Annotated in this window: 20 protein-coding genes; 8 read left to right on the top strand and 12 right to left on the bottom strand. The window is 67.6% G+C overall.

Going from position 1 to position 15,775, the window contains the following annotated elements:
* Position 1: 1 nt before the first annotated feature.
* A complete protein-coding gene (locus JWQ81_RS03140) occupies positions 2 to 241 on the bottom strand; it encodes a hypothetical protein (protein ID WP_297537231.1) in 240 nt (79 codons plus the stop codon).
* Positions 242 to 345: 104 nt separating this feature from the next.
* Here JWQ81_RS03140 and dmpI point away from each other — a divergent pair, with 104 nt between their 5' ends.
* The gene (dmpI, locus tag JWQ81_RS03135) at positions 346 to 561 is read left to right on the top strand and encodes a 4-oxalocrotonate tautomerase DmpI (protein ID WP_297537230.1); all 216 of its coding nucleotides are present in this window, start codon (positions 346 to 348) and stop codon (positions 559 to 561) included.
* Here the strand turns inward: dmpI and JWQ81_RS03130 are convergent.
* The gene (locus JWQ81_RS03130; protein ID WP_297537229.1) at positions 512 to 772 is read right to left on the bottom strand and encodes a hypothetical protein; all 261 of its coding nucleotides are present in this window, start codon (positions 770 to 772) and stop codon (positions 512 to 514) included. The genes dmpI and JWQ81_RS03130 overlap by 50 nt on opposite strands.
* 152 nt (positions 773 to 924) lie before the next feature.
* Here JWQ81_RS03130 and JWQ81_RS03125 point away from each other — a divergent pair, with 152 nt between their 5' ends.
* Entirely contained in the window at positions 925 to 1,533 is a 609-nt protein-coding gene (locus JWQ81_RS03125) for a helix-turn-helix domain-containing protein (RefSeq protein ID WP_297537228.1), read from the top strand.
* On the opposite strand, the gene JWQ81_RS03120 is transcribed toward JWQ81_RS03125, so the two are convergent.
* The 6 genes from JWQ81_RS03120 to JWQ81_RS03095 form a co-directional block, all read right to left on the bottom strand.
* Positions 1,496 to 2,107 carry an alpha-ketoglutarate-dependent dioxygenase AlkB gene (locus tag JWQ81_RS03120; protein ID WP_297537227.1) on the bottom strand — a complete coding sequence of 204 codons (612 nt, stop codon included), beginning with the start codon at positions 2,105 to 2,107 and terminating at the stop codon, positions 1,496 to 1,498. The two genes, JWQ81_RS03125 and JWQ81_RS03120, sit on opposite strands and share 38 nt — an antisense overlap.
* Before the next feature lie 370 nt (positions 2,108 to 2,477).
* Complete coding sequence (locus JWQ81_RS03115; protein ID WP_297537226.1) at positions 2,478 to 3,539, bottom strand: zinc-dependent alcohol dehydrogenase family protein; 1,062 nt, start codon at positions 3,537 to 3,539, stop codon at positions 2,478 to 2,480.
* Between the two features lie 10 nt (positions 3,540 to 3,549).
* Positions 3,550 to 3,924: a transcriptional regulator gene (locus JWQ81_RS03110; RefSeq protein ID WP_297537225.1), complete on the bottom strand. Its 375-nt coding sequence runs from the start codon at positions 3,922 to 3,924 to the stop codon at positions 3,550 to 3,552.
* A gap of 82 nt (positions 3,925 to 4,006) precedes the next feature.
* Positions 4,007 to 4,816, bottom strand: a complete 810-nt coding sequence (locus JWQ81_RS03105) for an LLM class flavin-dependent oxidoreductase (RefSeq protein WP_297537224.1) — start codon at positions 4,814 to 4,816, stop codon at positions 4,007 to 4,009.
* 68 nt (positions 4,817 to 4,884) lie between these two features.
* Positions 4,885 to 5,568: a metal-dependent transcriptional regulator gene (locus JWQ81_RS03100; protein ID WP_297537223.1), complete on the bottom strand. Its 684-nt coding sequence runs from the start codon at positions 5,566 to 5,568 to the stop codon at positions 4,885 to 4,887.
* Positions 5,569 to 5,608: 40 nt separating this feature from the next.
* On the bottom strand, positions 5,609 to 6,049 hold the full coding sequence (locus JWQ81_RS03095; RefSeq protein WP_297537222.1) for a GNAT family N-acetyltransferase: 441 nt from the start codon (positions 6,047 to 6,049) through the stop codon (positions 5,609 to 5,611).
* Positions 6,050 to 6,206: 157 nt separating this feature from the next.
* On the opposite strand from JWQ81_RS03095, the gene JWQ81_RS03090 reads away from it, so the two are divergent.
* Positions 6,207 to 7,787, top strand: a complete 1,581-nt coding sequence (locus JWQ81_RS03090) for a DUF3558 family protein (RefSeq protein WP_297537221.1) — start codon at positions 6,207 to 6,209, stop codon at positions 7,785 to 7,787.
* Between the two features lie 36 nt (positions 7,788 to 7,823).
* Here JWQ81_RS03090 and JWQ81_RS03085 read toward each other — a convergent pair whose 3' ends face one another.
* Positions 7,824 to 8,219, bottom strand: a complete 396-nt coding sequence (locus tag JWQ81_RS03085; RefSeq protein ID WP_297537220.1) for a Scr1 family TA system antitoxin-like transcriptional regulator — start codon at positions 8,217 to 8,219, stop codon at positions 7,824 to 7,826.
* On the opposite strand from JWQ81_RS03085, the gene JWQ81_RS03080 reads away from it, so the two are divergent.
* Positions 8,101 to 8,385: a hypothetical protein gene (locus JWQ81_RS03080; protein WP_297537641.1), complete on the top strand. Its 285-nt coding sequence runs from the start codon at positions 8,101 to 8,103 to the stop codon at positions 8,383 to 8,385. The two genes, JWQ81_RS03085 and JWQ81_RS03080, sit on opposite strands and share 119 nt — an antisense overlap.
* 4 nt (positions 8,386 to 8,389) lie before the next feature.
* Here the strand turns inward: JWQ81_RS03080 and JWQ81_RS03075 are convergent, their stop codons facing one another.
* Together JWQ81_RS03075 and JWQ81_RS03070 are read right to left on the bottom strand one after the other, a co-directional pair.
* Complete coding sequence (locus tag JWQ81_RS03075) at positions 8,390 to 9,169, bottom strand: GNAT family N-acetyltransferase (protein WP_297537219.1); 780 nt, start codon at positions 9,167 to 9,169, stop codon at positions 8,390 to 8,392.
* Positions 9,170 to 9,514: 345 nt separating this feature from the next.
* A complete protein-coding gene (locus JWQ81_RS03070) occupies positions 9,515 to 11,098 on the bottom strand; it encodes an amidohydrolase (protein WP_297537218.1) in 1,584 nt (527 codons plus the stop codon).
* A 47-nt stretch (positions 11,099 to 11,145) separates the two neighbouring features.
* Between JWQ81_RS03070 and JWQ81_RS03065 the strand changes: the two genes are divergently transcribed.
* From JWQ81_RS03065 to JWQ81_RS03050, 4 genes are read left to right on the top strand one after another with little or no spacing between them, the layout of a single operon-like run.
* Positions 11,146 to 11,889, top strand: coding sequence for an enoyl-CoA hydratase/isomerase family protein (locus tag JWQ81_RS03065; protein ID WP_297537217.1), 744 nt, complete (start codon positions 11,146 to 11,148; stop codon positions 11,887 to 11,889).
* A complete protein-coding gene (locus JWQ81_RS03060) occupies positions 11,886 to 13,418 on the top strand; it encodes an ATP-dependent acyl-CoA ligase (RefSeq protein WP_297537216.1) in 1,533 nt (510 codons plus the stop codon). The genes JWQ81_RS03065 and JWQ81_RS03060 overlap by 4 nt, the downstream gene beginning before the upstream one ends.
* The gene (locus JWQ81_RS03055) at positions 13,409 to 14,059 is read left to right on the top strand and encodes a TetR/AcrR family transcriptional regulator (protein ID WP_297537215.1); all 651 of its coding nucleotides are present in this window, start codon (positions 13,409 to 13,411) and stop codon (positions 14,057 to 14,059) included. Before JWQ81_RS03060 ends, JWQ81_RS03055 begins: the two co-directional genes overlap by 10 nt.
* A 46-nt stretch (positions 14,060 to 14,105) precedes the next feature.
* On the top strand, positions 14,106 to 14,429 hold the full coding sequence (locus JWQ81_RS03050) for a hypothetical protein (protein ID WP_297537214.1): 324 nt from the start codon (positions 14,106 to 14,108) through the stop codon (positions 14,427 to 14,429).
* Positions 14,430 to 14,525: 96 nt separating this feature from the next.
* Here JWQ81_RS03050 and JWQ81_RS03045 read toward each other — a convergent pair whose 3' ends face one another.
* A complete protein-coding gene (locus tag JWQ81_RS03045) occupies positions 14,526 to 15,695 on the bottom strand; it encodes an acyl-CoA dehydrogenase family protein (RefSeq protein WP_297537213.1) in 1,170 nt (389 codons plus the stop codon).
* Positions 15,696 to 15,775: the final 80 nt, after the last annotated feature.

Raw genomic sequence — 15,775 nt, 5'->3', positions numbered from 1 at the left:
ATCACCTGAATACCGGCGTTGCACACCACGCCGTCCAGCGGCCAACGCGCTGAAGGAACGCCGGTACGTCCAGGCGTCGATCGAGACCCTGATCAGCCACGGCGCGACCACCGAGACCGCGGCGCTCGCTGCCGGCCTCGCCGCCGCGTGTTACCTGACCGCGCAGGTCATTGCCGGCGGCCAGCCCGAGCGGCTCCCGGATGCCCTCGACGAAGCCTTCCGAAGGCTTGCCGGTATTCATCACGCCCCGTGATGAATACGACCGCCAACCGCTCCTTGGTCCGCCGGGCTTTTCACTGTCCACTGTTCATGACAGCAAAAGCCTTACTCACCAAGGAGAACTCCATGCCCACCGTGACCGTCCTGCAGGGCCCGCGCACCGTCGAGCTCAAGCGCGACCTCGTCAAGCGGATCACCGAAGCCTTCGTCGACGCCTACGCGATCCCCGCCGAGGCCGTCGAGGTCTGGATCCAGGAAGTCCCCACCGACAGCTGGGGCCGCGCGGGAAAGCTCACCGCCGACGTGAGTGCCGCCGCAACAGCAGAAAGTACGCGAGGTTGACGACGGCGATGGACGCCCACATCGCGCACAGCACTCCGGCAGACGCGACCGAAGCCACGGTGGCGACAGCGCCGAGCGCCAGCGAAACAAGGATGGGCAGAGAACCAACGCGCGGACGTTCCGGCTCGCGCTCGGCGTAGTAGAGCTCAAGCGCCTCGGCGACCCGGTCGTCGATCTCGTCGAGCTGCGCCTTGTCGAGGGTCTTACGCATGGGACACCGCCAGCGACATCGGTAAATGCTCTCTGACCAGCACGTTCATCATGTCGACCCCCGAGTCGTCCGGCACGGCGTTCGTACCCCTGAACCCAAGGTAGCGATTGCAGAGATATTTTGCAAACAGTCTCTGCGGTACGCTGACGGGCATGGTTGACATCCGTCCCGAGACCCGCGTGCTGTCCGGCGCGGAGCTCAAAACGCTCTACAAAACGTTGAACAACCCGCTGCGACGAGCCATTCTCGACTACCTCGGCCAGCACGGCGAAGCGAACTCGACCAGCGTCGCGAAGGCGCTCGGCGAGAGCACCGGCACAACCAGCTACCACCTGCGCAAGCTCGCCGAGTTCAAGCTCATCGCGGAGATCCCGGAGCGCTCGACGGGCCGCGAACGCTGGTGGCGCGGGCTGCCGAAGAGCCTGTATACCCCGCCTGGCCTGGAGATGACCGACGAAGAGCGGGTGGCGGCGATGAAGCTCGGCGCGATGAAGCTGAGCCACGACAGTGGCCTGCTCATCCGGGCGTACACCGAGTACGACAGCTCGGACAACTGGATCAAGATCTCCCGCGGCGGCACGGTGATGACCAAGGAAGAGGTCCAGCAGTTCTACGCGGAGTACGAGACGCTGCTCTGGAAGTACACCCACGGCCCCGGCGACCGGCCGGTAGGCGCCCGCCAGCTGGCCATCCGCCTGGTCGTGCTTCCTGACGAGGACGAATTCAGTCCGACGCTGCCAGACCGGAAACCCGAAGAGTGATGTTGAGCCTGCCTTTCGGCAGCCCGATGTCCGGATTTCCCGTGCCAGGCAAGGTTTTCGGCACGCCGTGATAAGCCAGGCGTGACGCGCCGCCGAACACGAACAGGTCACCCGAGCACAGTTCGACGTCGTCCCAAGGCCGGCTGCGGTTCTCGGTGTTGCCGAACCGGAAAACACACGAGTCGCCGAGACTGAGTGACACGACCGGGTCCAGGCTGCGCTCGTCCTTGTCCTGGTGCAGTCCCATTTTCGCGGCTTCGTCGTAGAAGTTGATCAGCGCGATGTCTGGGCGGTAGCCGGGCGCGGGCTTCGCGTAGGCGTCTGCCACAGCGCGTTGCCCGAGTTCGGCGAGCCAGTCCGGGAACGGCGTCACGGGCGAGCCGTCGACGTCGTCGATCGTGCGCGAATAGCGGTACGGGTGCCAGTGCCAGCCGAGACACACCGTGCGCACGGACATCACGCCACCATTCGGCAGCCGTGCCGCGCGGAACCCGGCCCGCTCGGTGGCCCAGCCACGGCAGGCCGCGACCAGCTGCCGCTGCTCATCGACGTCCAGCCAGTCGGGAACGTGCACCGCACCTGGCGCGATTTCTCGCCGCGGCCGGGGAATCAGCGAATCCGAACTCAAGCCCGCAAGTCCCCCGCTCGCGCCGGGCGAGTCCCCCGTTCAACGCCCTGAGTCCCACGTTCGCTGAGCGGATCACGCGGACTTTCGACGATCCGGTGTCCGCGAAAAGCCACCCCGGAGCCACCGATCAGGCGCAGTAAACGCAGTAGCGCGCCCCGCAGCCGATTCGCCATAGTATCTCCAGGTATTCCCCTAATCACCCACAGCAAGCTTGCGGGCAATTACACCGATAAGGCCAAAACCGTACTCCCGAAAAGTTACGGATACCACTCGGTCACCAGGTGAGCACGGCCATTCACCACAGGTCAGCAGTTGCCTATTCAACCGAAAAATCGACGACGGTAACGCCGGCCCGCGCGGGTACCGGATTGTTCATCTCCTCGAGCGCGGCCGGTACGCCGTCGAGCCCGATCCGGCGGCCGACCAGCTTGTCGAGGTCGAGACTCGCGTCGGCGACCACCCGCAGCATCTCGGGATACTCGTGCGCCTGGACGCCGTGGCTGCCGAGGATCCGCAGTTCACCGCCGATGACACGGTGCATCGGGATCGGCGCGACCCCCTGCGCCGGCGGCATCAGGCCGACCTGGACGTGCGCGCCGCGCTTACGCAGGCTGCCGATCGACGCCGCACAGGTGGTCGGATGGCCGACGCAGTCGAGCGAGAGGTGCGCGCCGCCGCCGGTGATCTCCCGAACCGCCTCGGCGGTCGCCTCGTGACCGTCGAACGCGCCCGCGTCGACCGTCGCGACGGCGCCGAACTCCGTGGCCAGGGCCCGCGCGCCCGGAGACAGATCGATCGCGACGACCCGCGCTCCGGCCGCCACCGCGAGCATGATCGCCGAGAGCCCGGCGCCGCCGCAGCCGTACACCGCGACCCACTGCCCGGCGCGGACCTCGCCTTGGCGCAGCACCGCGCGGAACGCCGTCCCGAAGCGGCAGCCGAGCGCCGCAGCTTGGACCGAACCCAGTGAATCGGGCAGCGCCACCAGGTTGACGTCGGCGTGATCGATCGCGACCCGGTCCGCGAACGACCCCCAGTGCGTCGCGCCCGGCTGGAATTCGCGGTCGCAGATCTGCTGGTTCCCCGTCGCGCACTGCTCGCACGACCCGCACGCGCAGACGAACGGCACGGTCACCCGGTCGCCGAGGCGCCAGTCGCGGACCAGACCGCCCAGCTCGACGACGCGTCCGGCCAGCTCGTGCCCGGCGACGTGCGGCAGCCGCACCGCCGAGTCGTGCCCTTGCCAGGAATGCCAGTCGCTCCGGCAGACACCGGTCGCCTCGACCTCGATCACCACGCCGTCGGGCGACGCGTGCGGGTCGGGGACCTCGCGGACCTCGGGCGGTGCACCGAACTTGTCGAAGACAACCGCCCGCACCCGCTGCTCCCTACGTGTCCCGGTCGCGCCCCCGCGCTCGCGCGAAGGGTTCGCCTCGTACGTCACATCGTGCATGGGTGCTGGGGATCTCGAGCAACTGGGTGAGCGAACGCGACGGCACCTCCAGCACGACCTCGAGATGTCGTAGCACGCGCAGGGATTCCTGACGCTCGGGGCGGCAGCGGCCCGACTGCCAGTGGCTCAGCGTCGCGAGGCTGATCGACACCCCGCGGCTCCGCAACCGGTACCGGATGCGTTCGAGCCCGAGCCCGCGCGCACGGATCGCGGCGCGCAGGGCGGGCGCGAACGGCCCAGTCGTCAGCAATAGTTCGGCTTCGTGCGCGACCGCGTCGCGGTCGACGATGTGCGTTCCTCGCCCGGTCATGATTTCGCTCCGAATGACGCTGTTGGGGGTTTTGCAGCGTAGGCGCGTCACCCGGTGATCGGAAGGGCTGAAAGGGCTAGAGTCACGTCCCTTTCAGTACCGAGACAACCGGTGCCAGCTGGTCGAGATAACCGGAATTCACGGTGACATAGGAAATCCCCAACGTCTCGCGCCACCGGCGGAGCGTGTCGGCCGCGTGTTCGGGGTCTTCGGGAAGCACGGTTACCGCGCCCATCGCGGCGAGTTCCGTGGCGTCGATGCCGAGCCATTTCGCCGCCTGCGGCGAGGATTTCTCCCCGACGGCGATCACGTTCGCGGAGAGTTCGATGTCGTCGATCCGAGACCCGGCGAGCTCGCGAAAATTGTCCACAATGGACTTTGCGGCCGGTTCGGTGGTCCGCGGATTCCAGGAGAAGGTGACGATGTCCGCCGCCCGCGCGGCGAGCGAAAGCATCTTCGGGCCGCTCCCGGCCAGCAGTAGAGGCGGCCCGGGGTGCCGCGCGAGATGGTCGACGGTCTGGGTGAGGCGGGCCAGTCGCTCGCGGTTTCCGCCGAACTCACCCGTCAGGGCGATGCTCCGTTCGTCGGCGCCGGGCCGCCCGGTGCCGAGGCCGAGTTCGAACCGGCCGCCGGTGACGCGGTGCAGGCTGTCCGACTGCCAGGCAAGCAACCGCCGGTCGCGGAACGGGTCGGCGAGCACGAAGGTGCCCACGTGCAGGGTGGTGGTCGCCGCGGCCGCGGCGGACAGGAGGGTGAGCGGGTCGATGTCGATGACCGGGTCCGTCGCGAGGAACGTGTCGAAGCCGAGGTCCTCGACGCGCTTGGCGAGGCCCGTCCACGACGCGAGATCACGGGCTTGGCCGACGACGATGCCGAAGCGGAAAGGTTTCATACGTCAGATTCTCGACCGGACGTGTCGCCGGCACATCCGCTTCAGGACGACACTGCCGCGTACGTCGGCTAGCGCAGTGCGACCGACAGTGCCTGCGCGATCTCTTTGCCGATCGCGTGTGTCGCGGCATCGGGCGGCGAGCCGACCTTCACCACCATCGGACCGCCGAACGGCTGCCGCTCGACGACCTCGATCCGCTCACCGAGCCCGATCGCGTGCTCGGTGAGGTACCGCAGGAGCTCGGGGTCGGTGTCCCAGACCCGGACGATCTCGCCGACCGCACCGGGCTCGAGATCATCGAGGATCCGCATCGGGACCTCCTCGATGCTCCCGTCCGGCGCGGGGATCGGGTCGCCGTGAGGGTCGCGCTGCGGGTTGCCGAGCTTCGCCGCGATGCGCTCGACCAGCCTGTCCGACACCGCGTGCTCGAGCGCGTCGGCCTCGGCGTGGACCTCGTCCCAGGTGTAGCCGAGCTCGGAGACCAGGTACGTCTCGATCAACCGGTGCCGGCGGAGCACCGAACGCGCCACCAGCCGTCCTTCGGCGGTGAGTTCGATGCCGCGGTACGGGACGTGCGCGACGAGCCCGAGCTGCGAGAGCTTGGTGACCATGCCCGACGCCGAGGACGGGCTGACCTCAAGCCTGCTGGCCAGCGAAGTGTTCGTGACCGCTTCGCCGCGTTCGACCAGGCCATAGATCACGCGTACGTAGTCCTCGATGGACGACGATCGCCGGTTCGAAACATCGGGCATGGTGCATACGATACGGGTGGACCACTGGCCGCGAAGATAGCTAGCCCTCCCACTGGTAGCGGAGCCACTCGGGGGCGGGCTTGGCGCCGAGCTGCTGGTAGAAGGCCTCGGCCTTCTCGTTCCCGCGCTGCATGTCCCACGAGACACGCCCGTCGGTACGCGTGCGCAGCGCCCGGAGCAGCTCGCCGCCCAGGCCGAACCGGCGGTGCTGCGGGCGGACGAACAGGTCGTCCAGCCAGATCCCGGGCCGGGCGTCCCAGGTGGAGAAGTTCCAGCAGCAGAACGCGAACCCGGCGGCCTCGCCCGGCGCCTCGGGCGACTCGGCGATCAGCACCCACGCCTTCGGGTCCGGGCCGAACAGATGCTTGGTCATCGCGGCGCGGTCCAGCTTGATCGAGTCGTTGCCCTCGTAGACGGCATGTTCCTCGATCATGGCGCAGATGTCCTCGAGGTCGGCGACCTCGGCGTCACGGACCGGCATCGGCCGACCTCCTCCTCTTGGCAAACGGGTGCGCCCCACACCATCACACGGGCGCCCGACCGGGCAGTTCAGCACCCCCGAGACGAATAACACCTGGGCGAAACGGACATCGTGAAATAGTCTCAGGTGAATCTTGCATCACCTGGGGGACGAAGTCATGCGCGGAAAACCGCACTTCACGGGCTTGATCGCGCTCATCATCGGCGTTTTGGCGCTCTCGGGCTGCACGACGACGATCAGCGGTTCGGCGTCGTTGCCGGGCCAGCGTGCCGACCATCCGAAGGCACAGCTGTGGCCGGACAGGGACGAGCCCGCCGTCACGGCCGCGCTGCGCGGGCTGGACGCGTGCAAGTTGCTCGGCGGGTACCTGCAAGCCCATGCGGGTTCCGCGGCGATCCCGAACGGGCCGCACTCGTGCCTGCTGAGCCCGAAAGCCGACTGGTCGCCGCTCGACCCCAGTATGACGCTGGCCGTGGGGGTGAAACTGGACCACGTCGACCGGCTCATGCAGAAACCGGTCACGGTCGACGGCGTCAAGGCGTACCTGCAGGATGCCTCGGAGGATGACCGCAGCTCCTGCACGATCAACATCCCGACGAGTTTCCGGCTCGGCGTCAGCCTTTCGGACCGGGTCGACGGCCAGGCCGACACGTGCGGCACCGTGCAGGACGTCGCCAAGAGCATCATCGCCGGCCTGCGCGCTCCGGATCAGAACGCGCTCGACACGTCGAAGCGGCCGTTCTCGGCGTGGGACGGCTGCACGTTCATCCGCGGCCTGCTCGGCAAGGGGCGGCCGTTCGACTTCGCGCCCGACGGCCTGACCGACCCGCTCAGCGGCTGTCACGCCACGCTGAGCCGCGCGCAGGGCGAGTACCCGACGAGCAACGGCGTGTCCTTCAGCGCCGCTTACGAGAAGTGGGAGCCGATCTACGGCGGCAAGGACGCGCAGTTGGGCGGGAAGCAGGCGTCAATCAGCACATCGTCGCTCGGTTGCCAGGTGAAATGGGACCAGGGTTCGTCCGGCACCGGCAACGAATGGCTCGGCGACCTCGTCTTCGAACTCGAATCCGACAACGGCTGCGACGTCGTCCAGGCGGCCGTGCAGAAGGCGGTCACGCTGGCCACGCAGGCCCCGCCGGTCGATACGACAAAGCCGTCTCGCCCGCTGTTCTACACCGAGGCCGAGCACGACGACGCCTTCACCGGCCCTTGCGTGAACTTCTCCGGCGCCACCGGTGAGGACTGCCAGCCGTACCAGAACGTGCCGATCCCCCAGACACTCGACGAACGGATGAAACAGCCCCAGACCGACACGAACGTGCTGTGCGCGATGTTCAACGCGCAGGTCAAGGCCGCTTTCGGGCCGACGCTGGAGCCGCTGACGTACAACCAGAACTGCTACTACGTCCAGGCGTCGGCCGGCCTGAGCCTCGAAGTCGAGGTCAATTCCCGCGCCGCGCCCTACCTGTTTGGCAGGGGTGCCGACCTGTACACCGGCTACCAGGTCACGACGATCGGCGGCAAGCAGGCGGTCACGTTCTCCAACACGGAGAAGTCGGACTACGACATCTACCTCTCGCCGTACAACGACATCCACAAGCCCGGCTACGTGCACCTCCAAGTGCAAACCTCGGAGCCCCGCGGCGTCCTCCGCAGCAAGATCGACCCGCTCGACGCGACGAAGGCGACCCTGGCCGACCAGGTCATGGCCAAGGCCGTCGAGGCCTACTTCTCGTAGCGCGCGTTGAGTGGGTGGCTCGTACAGCCGGCGCACTCAGTCGAACTCGCCGCCCTTGACGCCCTTCACGAAGGCGGCCCATTCGGCGGAGGTGAAGAAGTCGTACTTGGTGAGATCGGCAGCGCCTTCCAGATAGAGCGCACCGCGTCCGTTCTCCAGATATACGGTGTTCATCCCCGGATGATCATCGAATCCGAGCAGGACGAAAGGCGCCGTCATCGCCGGATGCGCACCGGCGCTGAACGGCAGAATCTGCACGGTCACATTCGGCAGTTTGGAAAGCTTGACAACGTGTTGAAGAGACCTGCAGAAAGTGCTCGGCCAGGACGTCGATTGGCTGACTGAGCACTTCCGCCCCGACGCGCTGCGCGACCTGGGCGAGCGACTCGGCGACCTCGGCGGCGACCTGACAGCCAGGGCCGCCGACCTCAACACCATCACCCTCGAGAAACTGCCCGGAAGCCGATGGATCCCCGAAGGCGGCACCCCACCAGGCGTACGCCGTCTCGCCCACTATGTCGGCGAAGAACCCCTACGCTGCGGCCTCGTTTTCCACCGCCACCACCGCTGCGAAGCCTGCCAACGCTGGGCGAAATAGCCCGTCAGCCCGCGGGCAGGAGGCAAGTCCAGGTTTCCGCGAGCTGGAAACCGAACGACTCATACAGGGGCCGGGACATCGGCGTGTTCTGTGAAACGGCGTAACGGGCTCCCGATTCCACGGCGTACCGCAGGCGCGCCGCGACCAGCGCGCGGTAGTAGCCCTTACCCCGGTGCTCGGGCGGCACCGAACCGTTGTACATCGCCACGTAGTCACCGGCCATCATGTTGAATCCGGTGGCGACGGCTTCACCGTTCAGGTCGAGAACAAACCCGGCCAGGTCCGGATCGTCGAGCAGAGCCGGCGCGGACAACGAATCTGCGACTTCTCGCGGCATACCGTACCCGGCAACGAGAGCGGACGCGTAAAGATCGGTCTCCGTTCCAGGAACCTTGCGCACCGTGGTGCCCTGCGGGACACCGCTGGGCAGCGACGGCAGCAATTCGGCGTCCCACACCAACAAAGGCAGTGGCATGGAACTTATCATACCGAATCCGGCAGCCAACTCCTTCAACGCCGGATCGACCTCGCCACGGACCTGAATACTCCAGGGCAACCCAGTCGTGGACAGTTCCTTCGCGAATTCTTCCACTTCGGCGATCGGTGACTGGTGATCGACCCACACGCTGTTCACCGTCGGCATGGGGAGGCCGAGCGCCACCACCCTCGTCCCGTTGGCACCGCGGCGACCGTATGCCCCGGGCACGACCTCCGCAATGTGGGCCAGGGTCTCGAAAAAGGCCTCTACCGCGGCATCCGTGGCACTTTTGGTCAACTCGGTCATGCCCTGCACGGTACAGAAATCGAGGGCGCTACCGCGAGCGGAGAATCACCCGTTCACTCCATTCTCCCGCCACCCGCCCGAAGGACCTTAATACAGTGCCCGCCAGGGAAGAGATTACGGCCCGCCGGGGCGCATTTGAGGCTCTCCTGTCGTGTGCAGCTCGTGGAGCGGATCTGAGGGCCTGTCTTGTGCTGTGGGCGGGCGTGGCCGGCGGTCGATGAAGGTGGGACTCGCCGACCTGAACGTGGGACTCGCCGACTCGGAGTGTGGGACTCGCCGACGCCGCCCGCGAGTCCCACGTTCACCGACGCGAGTGAGCTGCACACGGCCGCGCGCCAAGTGCACTCAGGCTTCGTAGGCGAGGGTGCCATGGACGGCGGTGGCGAGGACGCGGACGTCGTCAAGGTTGGCGTCGACGGTGGGGTCGGCGGACAGGACGGCGAAGTCGGCGAGCTTGCCGAGGTCGAGAGTGCCGACATCGTGTTCGCGGAAGGCCGCGTACGCGGAGCCGTGCGTGTACGCGCGGAGGGCTTGACGTGGTGTTAGACGCTCGTCGGGGCCGAGCAGCTCGCCAGACGACGTGCGCCGGCGGACCATGTCGGCGATGCCGAGCAGCGGCGCGCCTTGGACGACGGGTCGGTCGGAGCTGCCCGGCAGCACGCATCCGGCGTCGAGCACGCTGCGCAGCCGGTAGCACCAGGCTTCCCGCTCAGGCCCCAGCGCGGCGCGCATGCCGTCGCCGAGTTCGTTGACGAACCGGCCCTGCGGCGACGCGATCAGCCCCAACCCCGCCAACCGCGTCAGCTCGTCGGGCTGCAGGACGGCGCAATGTTCGATGCGGTGGCGGTGATCGGCGCGGGGGTACTTTGCCAGCGCGGCCTCATAAGCGTCCAGCACCACCGAAATCGCGCGGTCGCCGATGGCGTGTGTCGCGATCTGCCAACCCGCTCGGTGCGCCGCGAGAATCGTCCGCGCGAGTTCGTCCTCAGGCGTCTGGAAGTAGCCGACGTTGTCGGCCTCCCCGGCAAACGGTTCGTGCATCGCACACGTGCGGCCGACCAGCGAGCCGTCGGCGAACAACTTCATCGCGCCGATCCGCAGCCAGTCGTCACCGAAACCCGTGTGCAGCCCCAAATCCAGCCCGAACCCGGTGTTGTGGCCCAGCTCGTGCAGCATTGTCGACGACACCATAAGCGTGCTCCGGACACCGAGCACCTCGCGCTCACGCGCCAGCTGGTACGCCGCGAGCTCGATCGGCGTCTGCCCGACGAGCCCGCCGCCGATCCCCGCTTCCTGCACGCTCGTGATGCCCTCGGACAGGTACTGCCGACTCGCTTTCGCCAGTCCGTCGACCACGGTTTCAACGTCGACGGGGTAGCTGAACGGCCGCAGCAGCAACTGCGCCTGCTCCCGCAGCAGCCCGGTCGGCGAGCCGTCGGCGTCCAGGACGACATCACCGCCAGGCGGGACGTTCGCCAGGTCGAGCTGGTCGAGGACGGCCGTGTTGACCACGGTCATGTGCTCCGACGTGTGCTTGACGCGCACGAGATACCCCGGCGCGGCGCGGTCGAGGCCGTGGCGGGTCGGGTGACCGCCGACGAGCTTGTTCTGGTCGTACCCGCGCCCGACGATCCAGCTGCCCGGCGGCAGTTCCGCCGCGCGCCGCGCGACCGCGTCGTAGACGTCGTCGACGTGCTTGCAGACGTCCGCGCCGAGCTGCACCTCGCCGAGCCCGATGCCGAAGTGCGCCATGTGGTTGTGCGCGTCGTGGAACCCCGGCACGACGAACGCGCCGCCGAGGTCGACGCGGCTGCGCGCGGTCAGGCCCGCGACGCCGTCGCCCAGCGCGACGATCCGGCCGTGCAGCACGGCCAGCGTCGAAAAACCGCCGTCTACCTGCATGTTCTCGTAGATCACATCGACCTGCATGCGGTGAACTCTATCGATCGATCGATCGGTCGTCTAGGCTCCGAGGCATGAGCACAGTCGAGTTCTCCGTCGATGACGACGTCGCGCTGATTTGGCTGAACCGCCCGGAACGGCTGAACGCGGTGGTCTCCGAGCTGGTCGACGACCTGCTGATCGCCTTGGACGCCGTCGCCCGGTCGGGCGCCCACGCCGTCGTGCTGGCCGGCCGGGGCCGCGCGTTCTGCGCCGGGCACGACCTCAAGGAGCCCATTGCGGACGGCGATTCACGCGCCAGGCTGGACAGGCTGCAGGACGTGACGCGCCGCCTGCGGGCGCTGCCGCAGCCGGTGATCGCCGCGGTGCACGGGTACGCGATCGGCGCGGGCGCGGAGTTCGCGCTCGGCTGCGACCTGGTGCTGGCCGCCGAAGACGCCGTGTTCGCCTTCCCCGAGGTCTCGCTCGGCCTGAGTGTCACGGGCGCCGCGTCGCGGCTGCTCCCGCTGCTCGTCGGGCCGATGAAAGCCAAGGAACTGCTCCTGCTCGGCGAGCGTGTCGACGGTCGCACAGCGCACGAGATCGGCCTGGTCAACGCCGTTGTGCCCGCGGACCAGCTCATGGCGAAGGCGACGGACTGGGCGACGCGCATCGCCGGCCACCCGTCCGCGGCAGCCGCGATGGCGAAGCGCGTGATCGACTCCGGCCTCGACGGCTCCCTCGAAAGCGCGCTTGAGCTGGAGGTCAGCCACGCCCTGATCACCGAGCACTCGGCCGCGGTGAAAGCGTCCACCGAGGCGTTCCGGAGCCGGGTGTGAAGCCGCTGAAGGAGGTCGACAACCTCGTCACGCTGCTCGAAAGGGCCGTCGAACTGTGGCCGGAGAAGGTCGCGTGGATGTTCGACGCGACGGACGAACGGTTGACTTTCGCCGAGGTCGGCATCCGAAGCACCCGGATCGCGCTGGCCCTGCGCGAGATCGGGGTCGAGCCTGGCGACCGGGTCGCGGTGATGCTGCGCAACGTGCCCGAGTTCCCGCTGACCTGGCTGGCGCTGGCGAAGCTCGGGGCCGTGCTGGTGCCGGTCAACATCAACTACCGTGAGTTCGACGGCGCCCATGTGCTGGCACATTCGGGCGCGCGGTTCGCTGTCGCCGCCGACGAGTTCGTCGAGCTGCTGACGACGATCGCGCCGCAGACCAAGCTCGAACGCGTGCTGAGGATCGAGGATCTGGCCTACTCAGGCAGGGAAAACGCGGTTTTCAGCGCCGTGGCCGAGCAGCCGGCCAACATCCAGTACACGTCCGGCACCACCGGCGCACCGAAGGGTTGCGTGCTGCCGCACCGCTACTGGACGACGTTGGCCGTCGGCCTCGCGACGGACTACCCGGCTGTCAACGACGAAGACGTCCTGCTGACCGCGCAGCCGTTCCACTACATCGATCCACAGTGGAACGTCGCGTTGGGACTCGCTGCCGGCGCGACACTGGTGGTGCTGGACCGGTTCCACCCGTCGGTGTTCTGGGACAAGGTCCGTGAGCACGAAGTCACGTGGTTCTACTGCCTGGGTTTGATGCCCACACTGCTGCTGCGCATCCCCGCGTCCGACGCCGACAAGCAGCACAAGGTCCGGGCGATCTGCGCGTCGGCGATCCCGCGCGATCTGCACGCCGACCTCGAGGCGAGGTGGGGCGTGCCGTGGTTCGAGGCGTTCGGGATGACCGAAACCGGCGGCGACATCCGGATGAGCCACGAGGACCACGACGAACTGGTCGGCACCGGATGCATCGGACGCCCCTCGCGCGACCGCGAAGCGATGATCGCGGGCGAGGACGGCAAACCGTTGCCACGCGGTGAGACCGGCGAGCTCCTGCTGCGCGGAATCGGCCTGATGCAGGGCTATCACGACGATCCGGAAGCCACCGCACGCGCGTTTTCCGGCGGCTGGTTCCACACCGGCGACCTCGCGACCATGGACGCGCAGGGGCGCGTGTACTACGTCGGCCGCACCAAGGACATGATCCGCCGCAGCGGCGAAAACGTGTCCGCCGACGAGGTCGAACGCGCGTTGCTGCTGCATCCGGAAGTCACGGTCGCAGCGGTCATCGCGGTACCCGACGACCTGCGCGGCGAAGAGATCAAGGCGTACATCGTCGGAACCGCCACGGATCCCGCCGCGCTCGCCGAGTTCTGCGCGACCAAGCTGGCATACTTCAAAGTGCCGCGCTACTGGGTCTTCGCCGACTCCCTGCCGATGACGCCGTCGGAACGGGTCGCGAAGGGCGAGTTGCGCAAGGCCGCGGACCTCGTGGCCGGCAGCTACGACCGGGTGGAGCGGCGATGGCGGTAGACAGCCGGGAGCGCGTTCACCGGGCCGCCGTCACTTTGTTCGCGGGTAAAGGTTTTCACGGGACGGGTATTCGGGATCTGGCCCAGGCCGCCAAACTTTCGTCGGCGAGCCTCTACCACTACATGGGCACCAAGGAAGAACTGCTCGCCGAGATCATGCGCGAGTCGCTCGAACGACTGCTCGAGGCGGCGGCTTTGGCCACCAGCGGACTCACCGCGCCGGCCGAACGCCTGACCACGCTGGTCGCGTTGCACGTGCTGACCCACGCCACCCAGCCGGACGAAACCCGGGTTGTGGACAACGAGGTGCACGCGCTGTCGCCGGCGGCCCGGAAAATCGTCGTCGAACTGCGGGATGCCTACGAACAGCTCTGGGCGTCCGCGATCGACGACGGGGTCGCCGAAGGCGTCTTCCACACCGAACACCCGACGGTGACCAGGCTGGCGCTGCTGGAGATGTGCAACGGCGTCGCAAGGTGGTACTCACCTCGGGGAACGCTCGTTTTGGACGAACTCGCGGCGCACTACGCACAACTCGTTATGCGTGCGCTGGCCCACACCGGAACGGGCGAAAACCCTGACCTGGCCGGGTGCCGAGCAGTGGTTTCGCAGGTGTGGGGCATACGAACGGCGGGAGTTTAACCGCGTACGCCTTGCCCCCGGGGCGTTACTGGGGGACGCTCGAAGGGTGACTGAGCAAACGATCCAACTGGAACTGGATGACTCGGGTCTCTCACCAGGCCTGCCGGTGCCGACAAACCCTCGGGATCAAGTACAGGATGTGCCCTATCGCCCGGTGGAATTCCGCGACGACGACCTGCCGACGGCTCTTGAACGCTGTTCGACATGGCTGCGGAACGCCCAGGAGTGGCTAGGCGAACCGGTCGACGTTCTCTCGATCCATCTGGACTACGACGACCGTAAGGGCTCCCCGTACTACGACGTGAAGCTGCTGTGCAACGAGGAGGATCTCGCCGGCGTCCCCATCGCCATGCGAACGTCGTCCGACTGACCCCCCACCGCTGAAAAGACCCCTCGGGGCCACCCTCGTGGCGGCCGACGCCAATGCGGCGGCCGCCATCAGGATGGCCCCGAGGGAACCACCACGTCAGCCCAGTGAACCGCCGATCTTCACGTGGCCCTTGAGCAGGTTGCGCGCGATCGTGCGGCGCTGGATCTCGTCGGTGCCCTCGTAGATCCGCAGCAGGCGCAGCTCGCGGTACCAGCGCTCGACAGGCAGCTCCCGCGTGTAGCCCATGCCGCCGTGGATCTGCAGGACCCGGTCGACGATCTCGTTCGCCTTGATCCCGCCGTACAGCTTCGCGATGGACTGCGCGTGCCGCGAGTCCATGCCCTGGTCGACCTGCCATGCGGCGTGGAGCACGAGCCAGCGCAGCGCTTCCAGCTCGACGCCGGAGTCGGCGATCATCCACTGGATGGCCTGGCGTTCGGCGATCTTCTGACCGAAGGTCTCGCGGTTGTTCGCGTGCTCGATCGCCATCGTGATCAGCCGCTCGCACGAGCCGATCGCGTGGGCCGGGAGGATGTAGCGGCCGCGGCCGATCCACTGCATCGCCAGGTCGAAGCCGTGGCCGACCTCGCCGAGGATCTGCGTTTCGGGCACGCGGACGTCTTCGAAGACGAGCGCGGCCGGGCCCCACTCGCCCATGGTGTCGATGAACTCCGAGCGCCAGCCCATGTCGCGGTCGACGAGGAAGCAGGTGACGCCGCCGTCGGCGCCCTTCTCCGGGTCGGTGACGGCGAAGACCATCACGAAGTCGGCCTCGTTGCCGCCGGTGATGAACGTCTTCTCGCCGTTGATGATCCAGTCCGTGCCGTCCTTCTTGGCCGACGTCCGGATGGCGCGCGCGTCGGAGCCGGCACCGGGCTCGGTGATCGCGAAGCACGAGCGGCGCTCGCCGGAGATGGTCGGCAGGAGGTAGCGCTCCTGCTGCTCGGCGTTGGCGTGGAAGAGAATGTTGTCCGCGGCGCCGCCGAAGCGGAACGGGACGAACGTGCGGCCGAGCTCGGCCTCCAGCAGCGCGGTCATCACCGCGGACAGGCCCATCCCGCCGTGCGACTCGGGCGTCTGGATGCCCCAGAACCCGGACTCCTTGGCCTTGAGCTGCAACTCGGTCAGCTCGTCACCGGTGATGCCCGGCTTGCCCTCACGCTCACGGCGAAGGACCTCCTGCTCCCGGGGCACCAGCTCACGCTGGACGAAGGTGCGGACCCAGTCACGCACCTCCCGCTCTTCGACGCTCAGGGTGAAATCCATGGTGATCGGCTCCTCGACAACTGGCACTGGCGGGCACTAAGCGCTTGCTTAGTGCAGCGTACCTGCCCTTCTTGACCTCG

The sequence above is a fragment of the Amycolatopsis sp. genome (assembly GCF_025464955.1).
GTDB lineage: Bacteria > Actinomycetota > Actinomycetes > Mycobacteriales > Pseudonocardiaceae > Amycolatopsis.
This window is presented reverse-complemented; position numbering and strand designations above follow the sequence as displayed.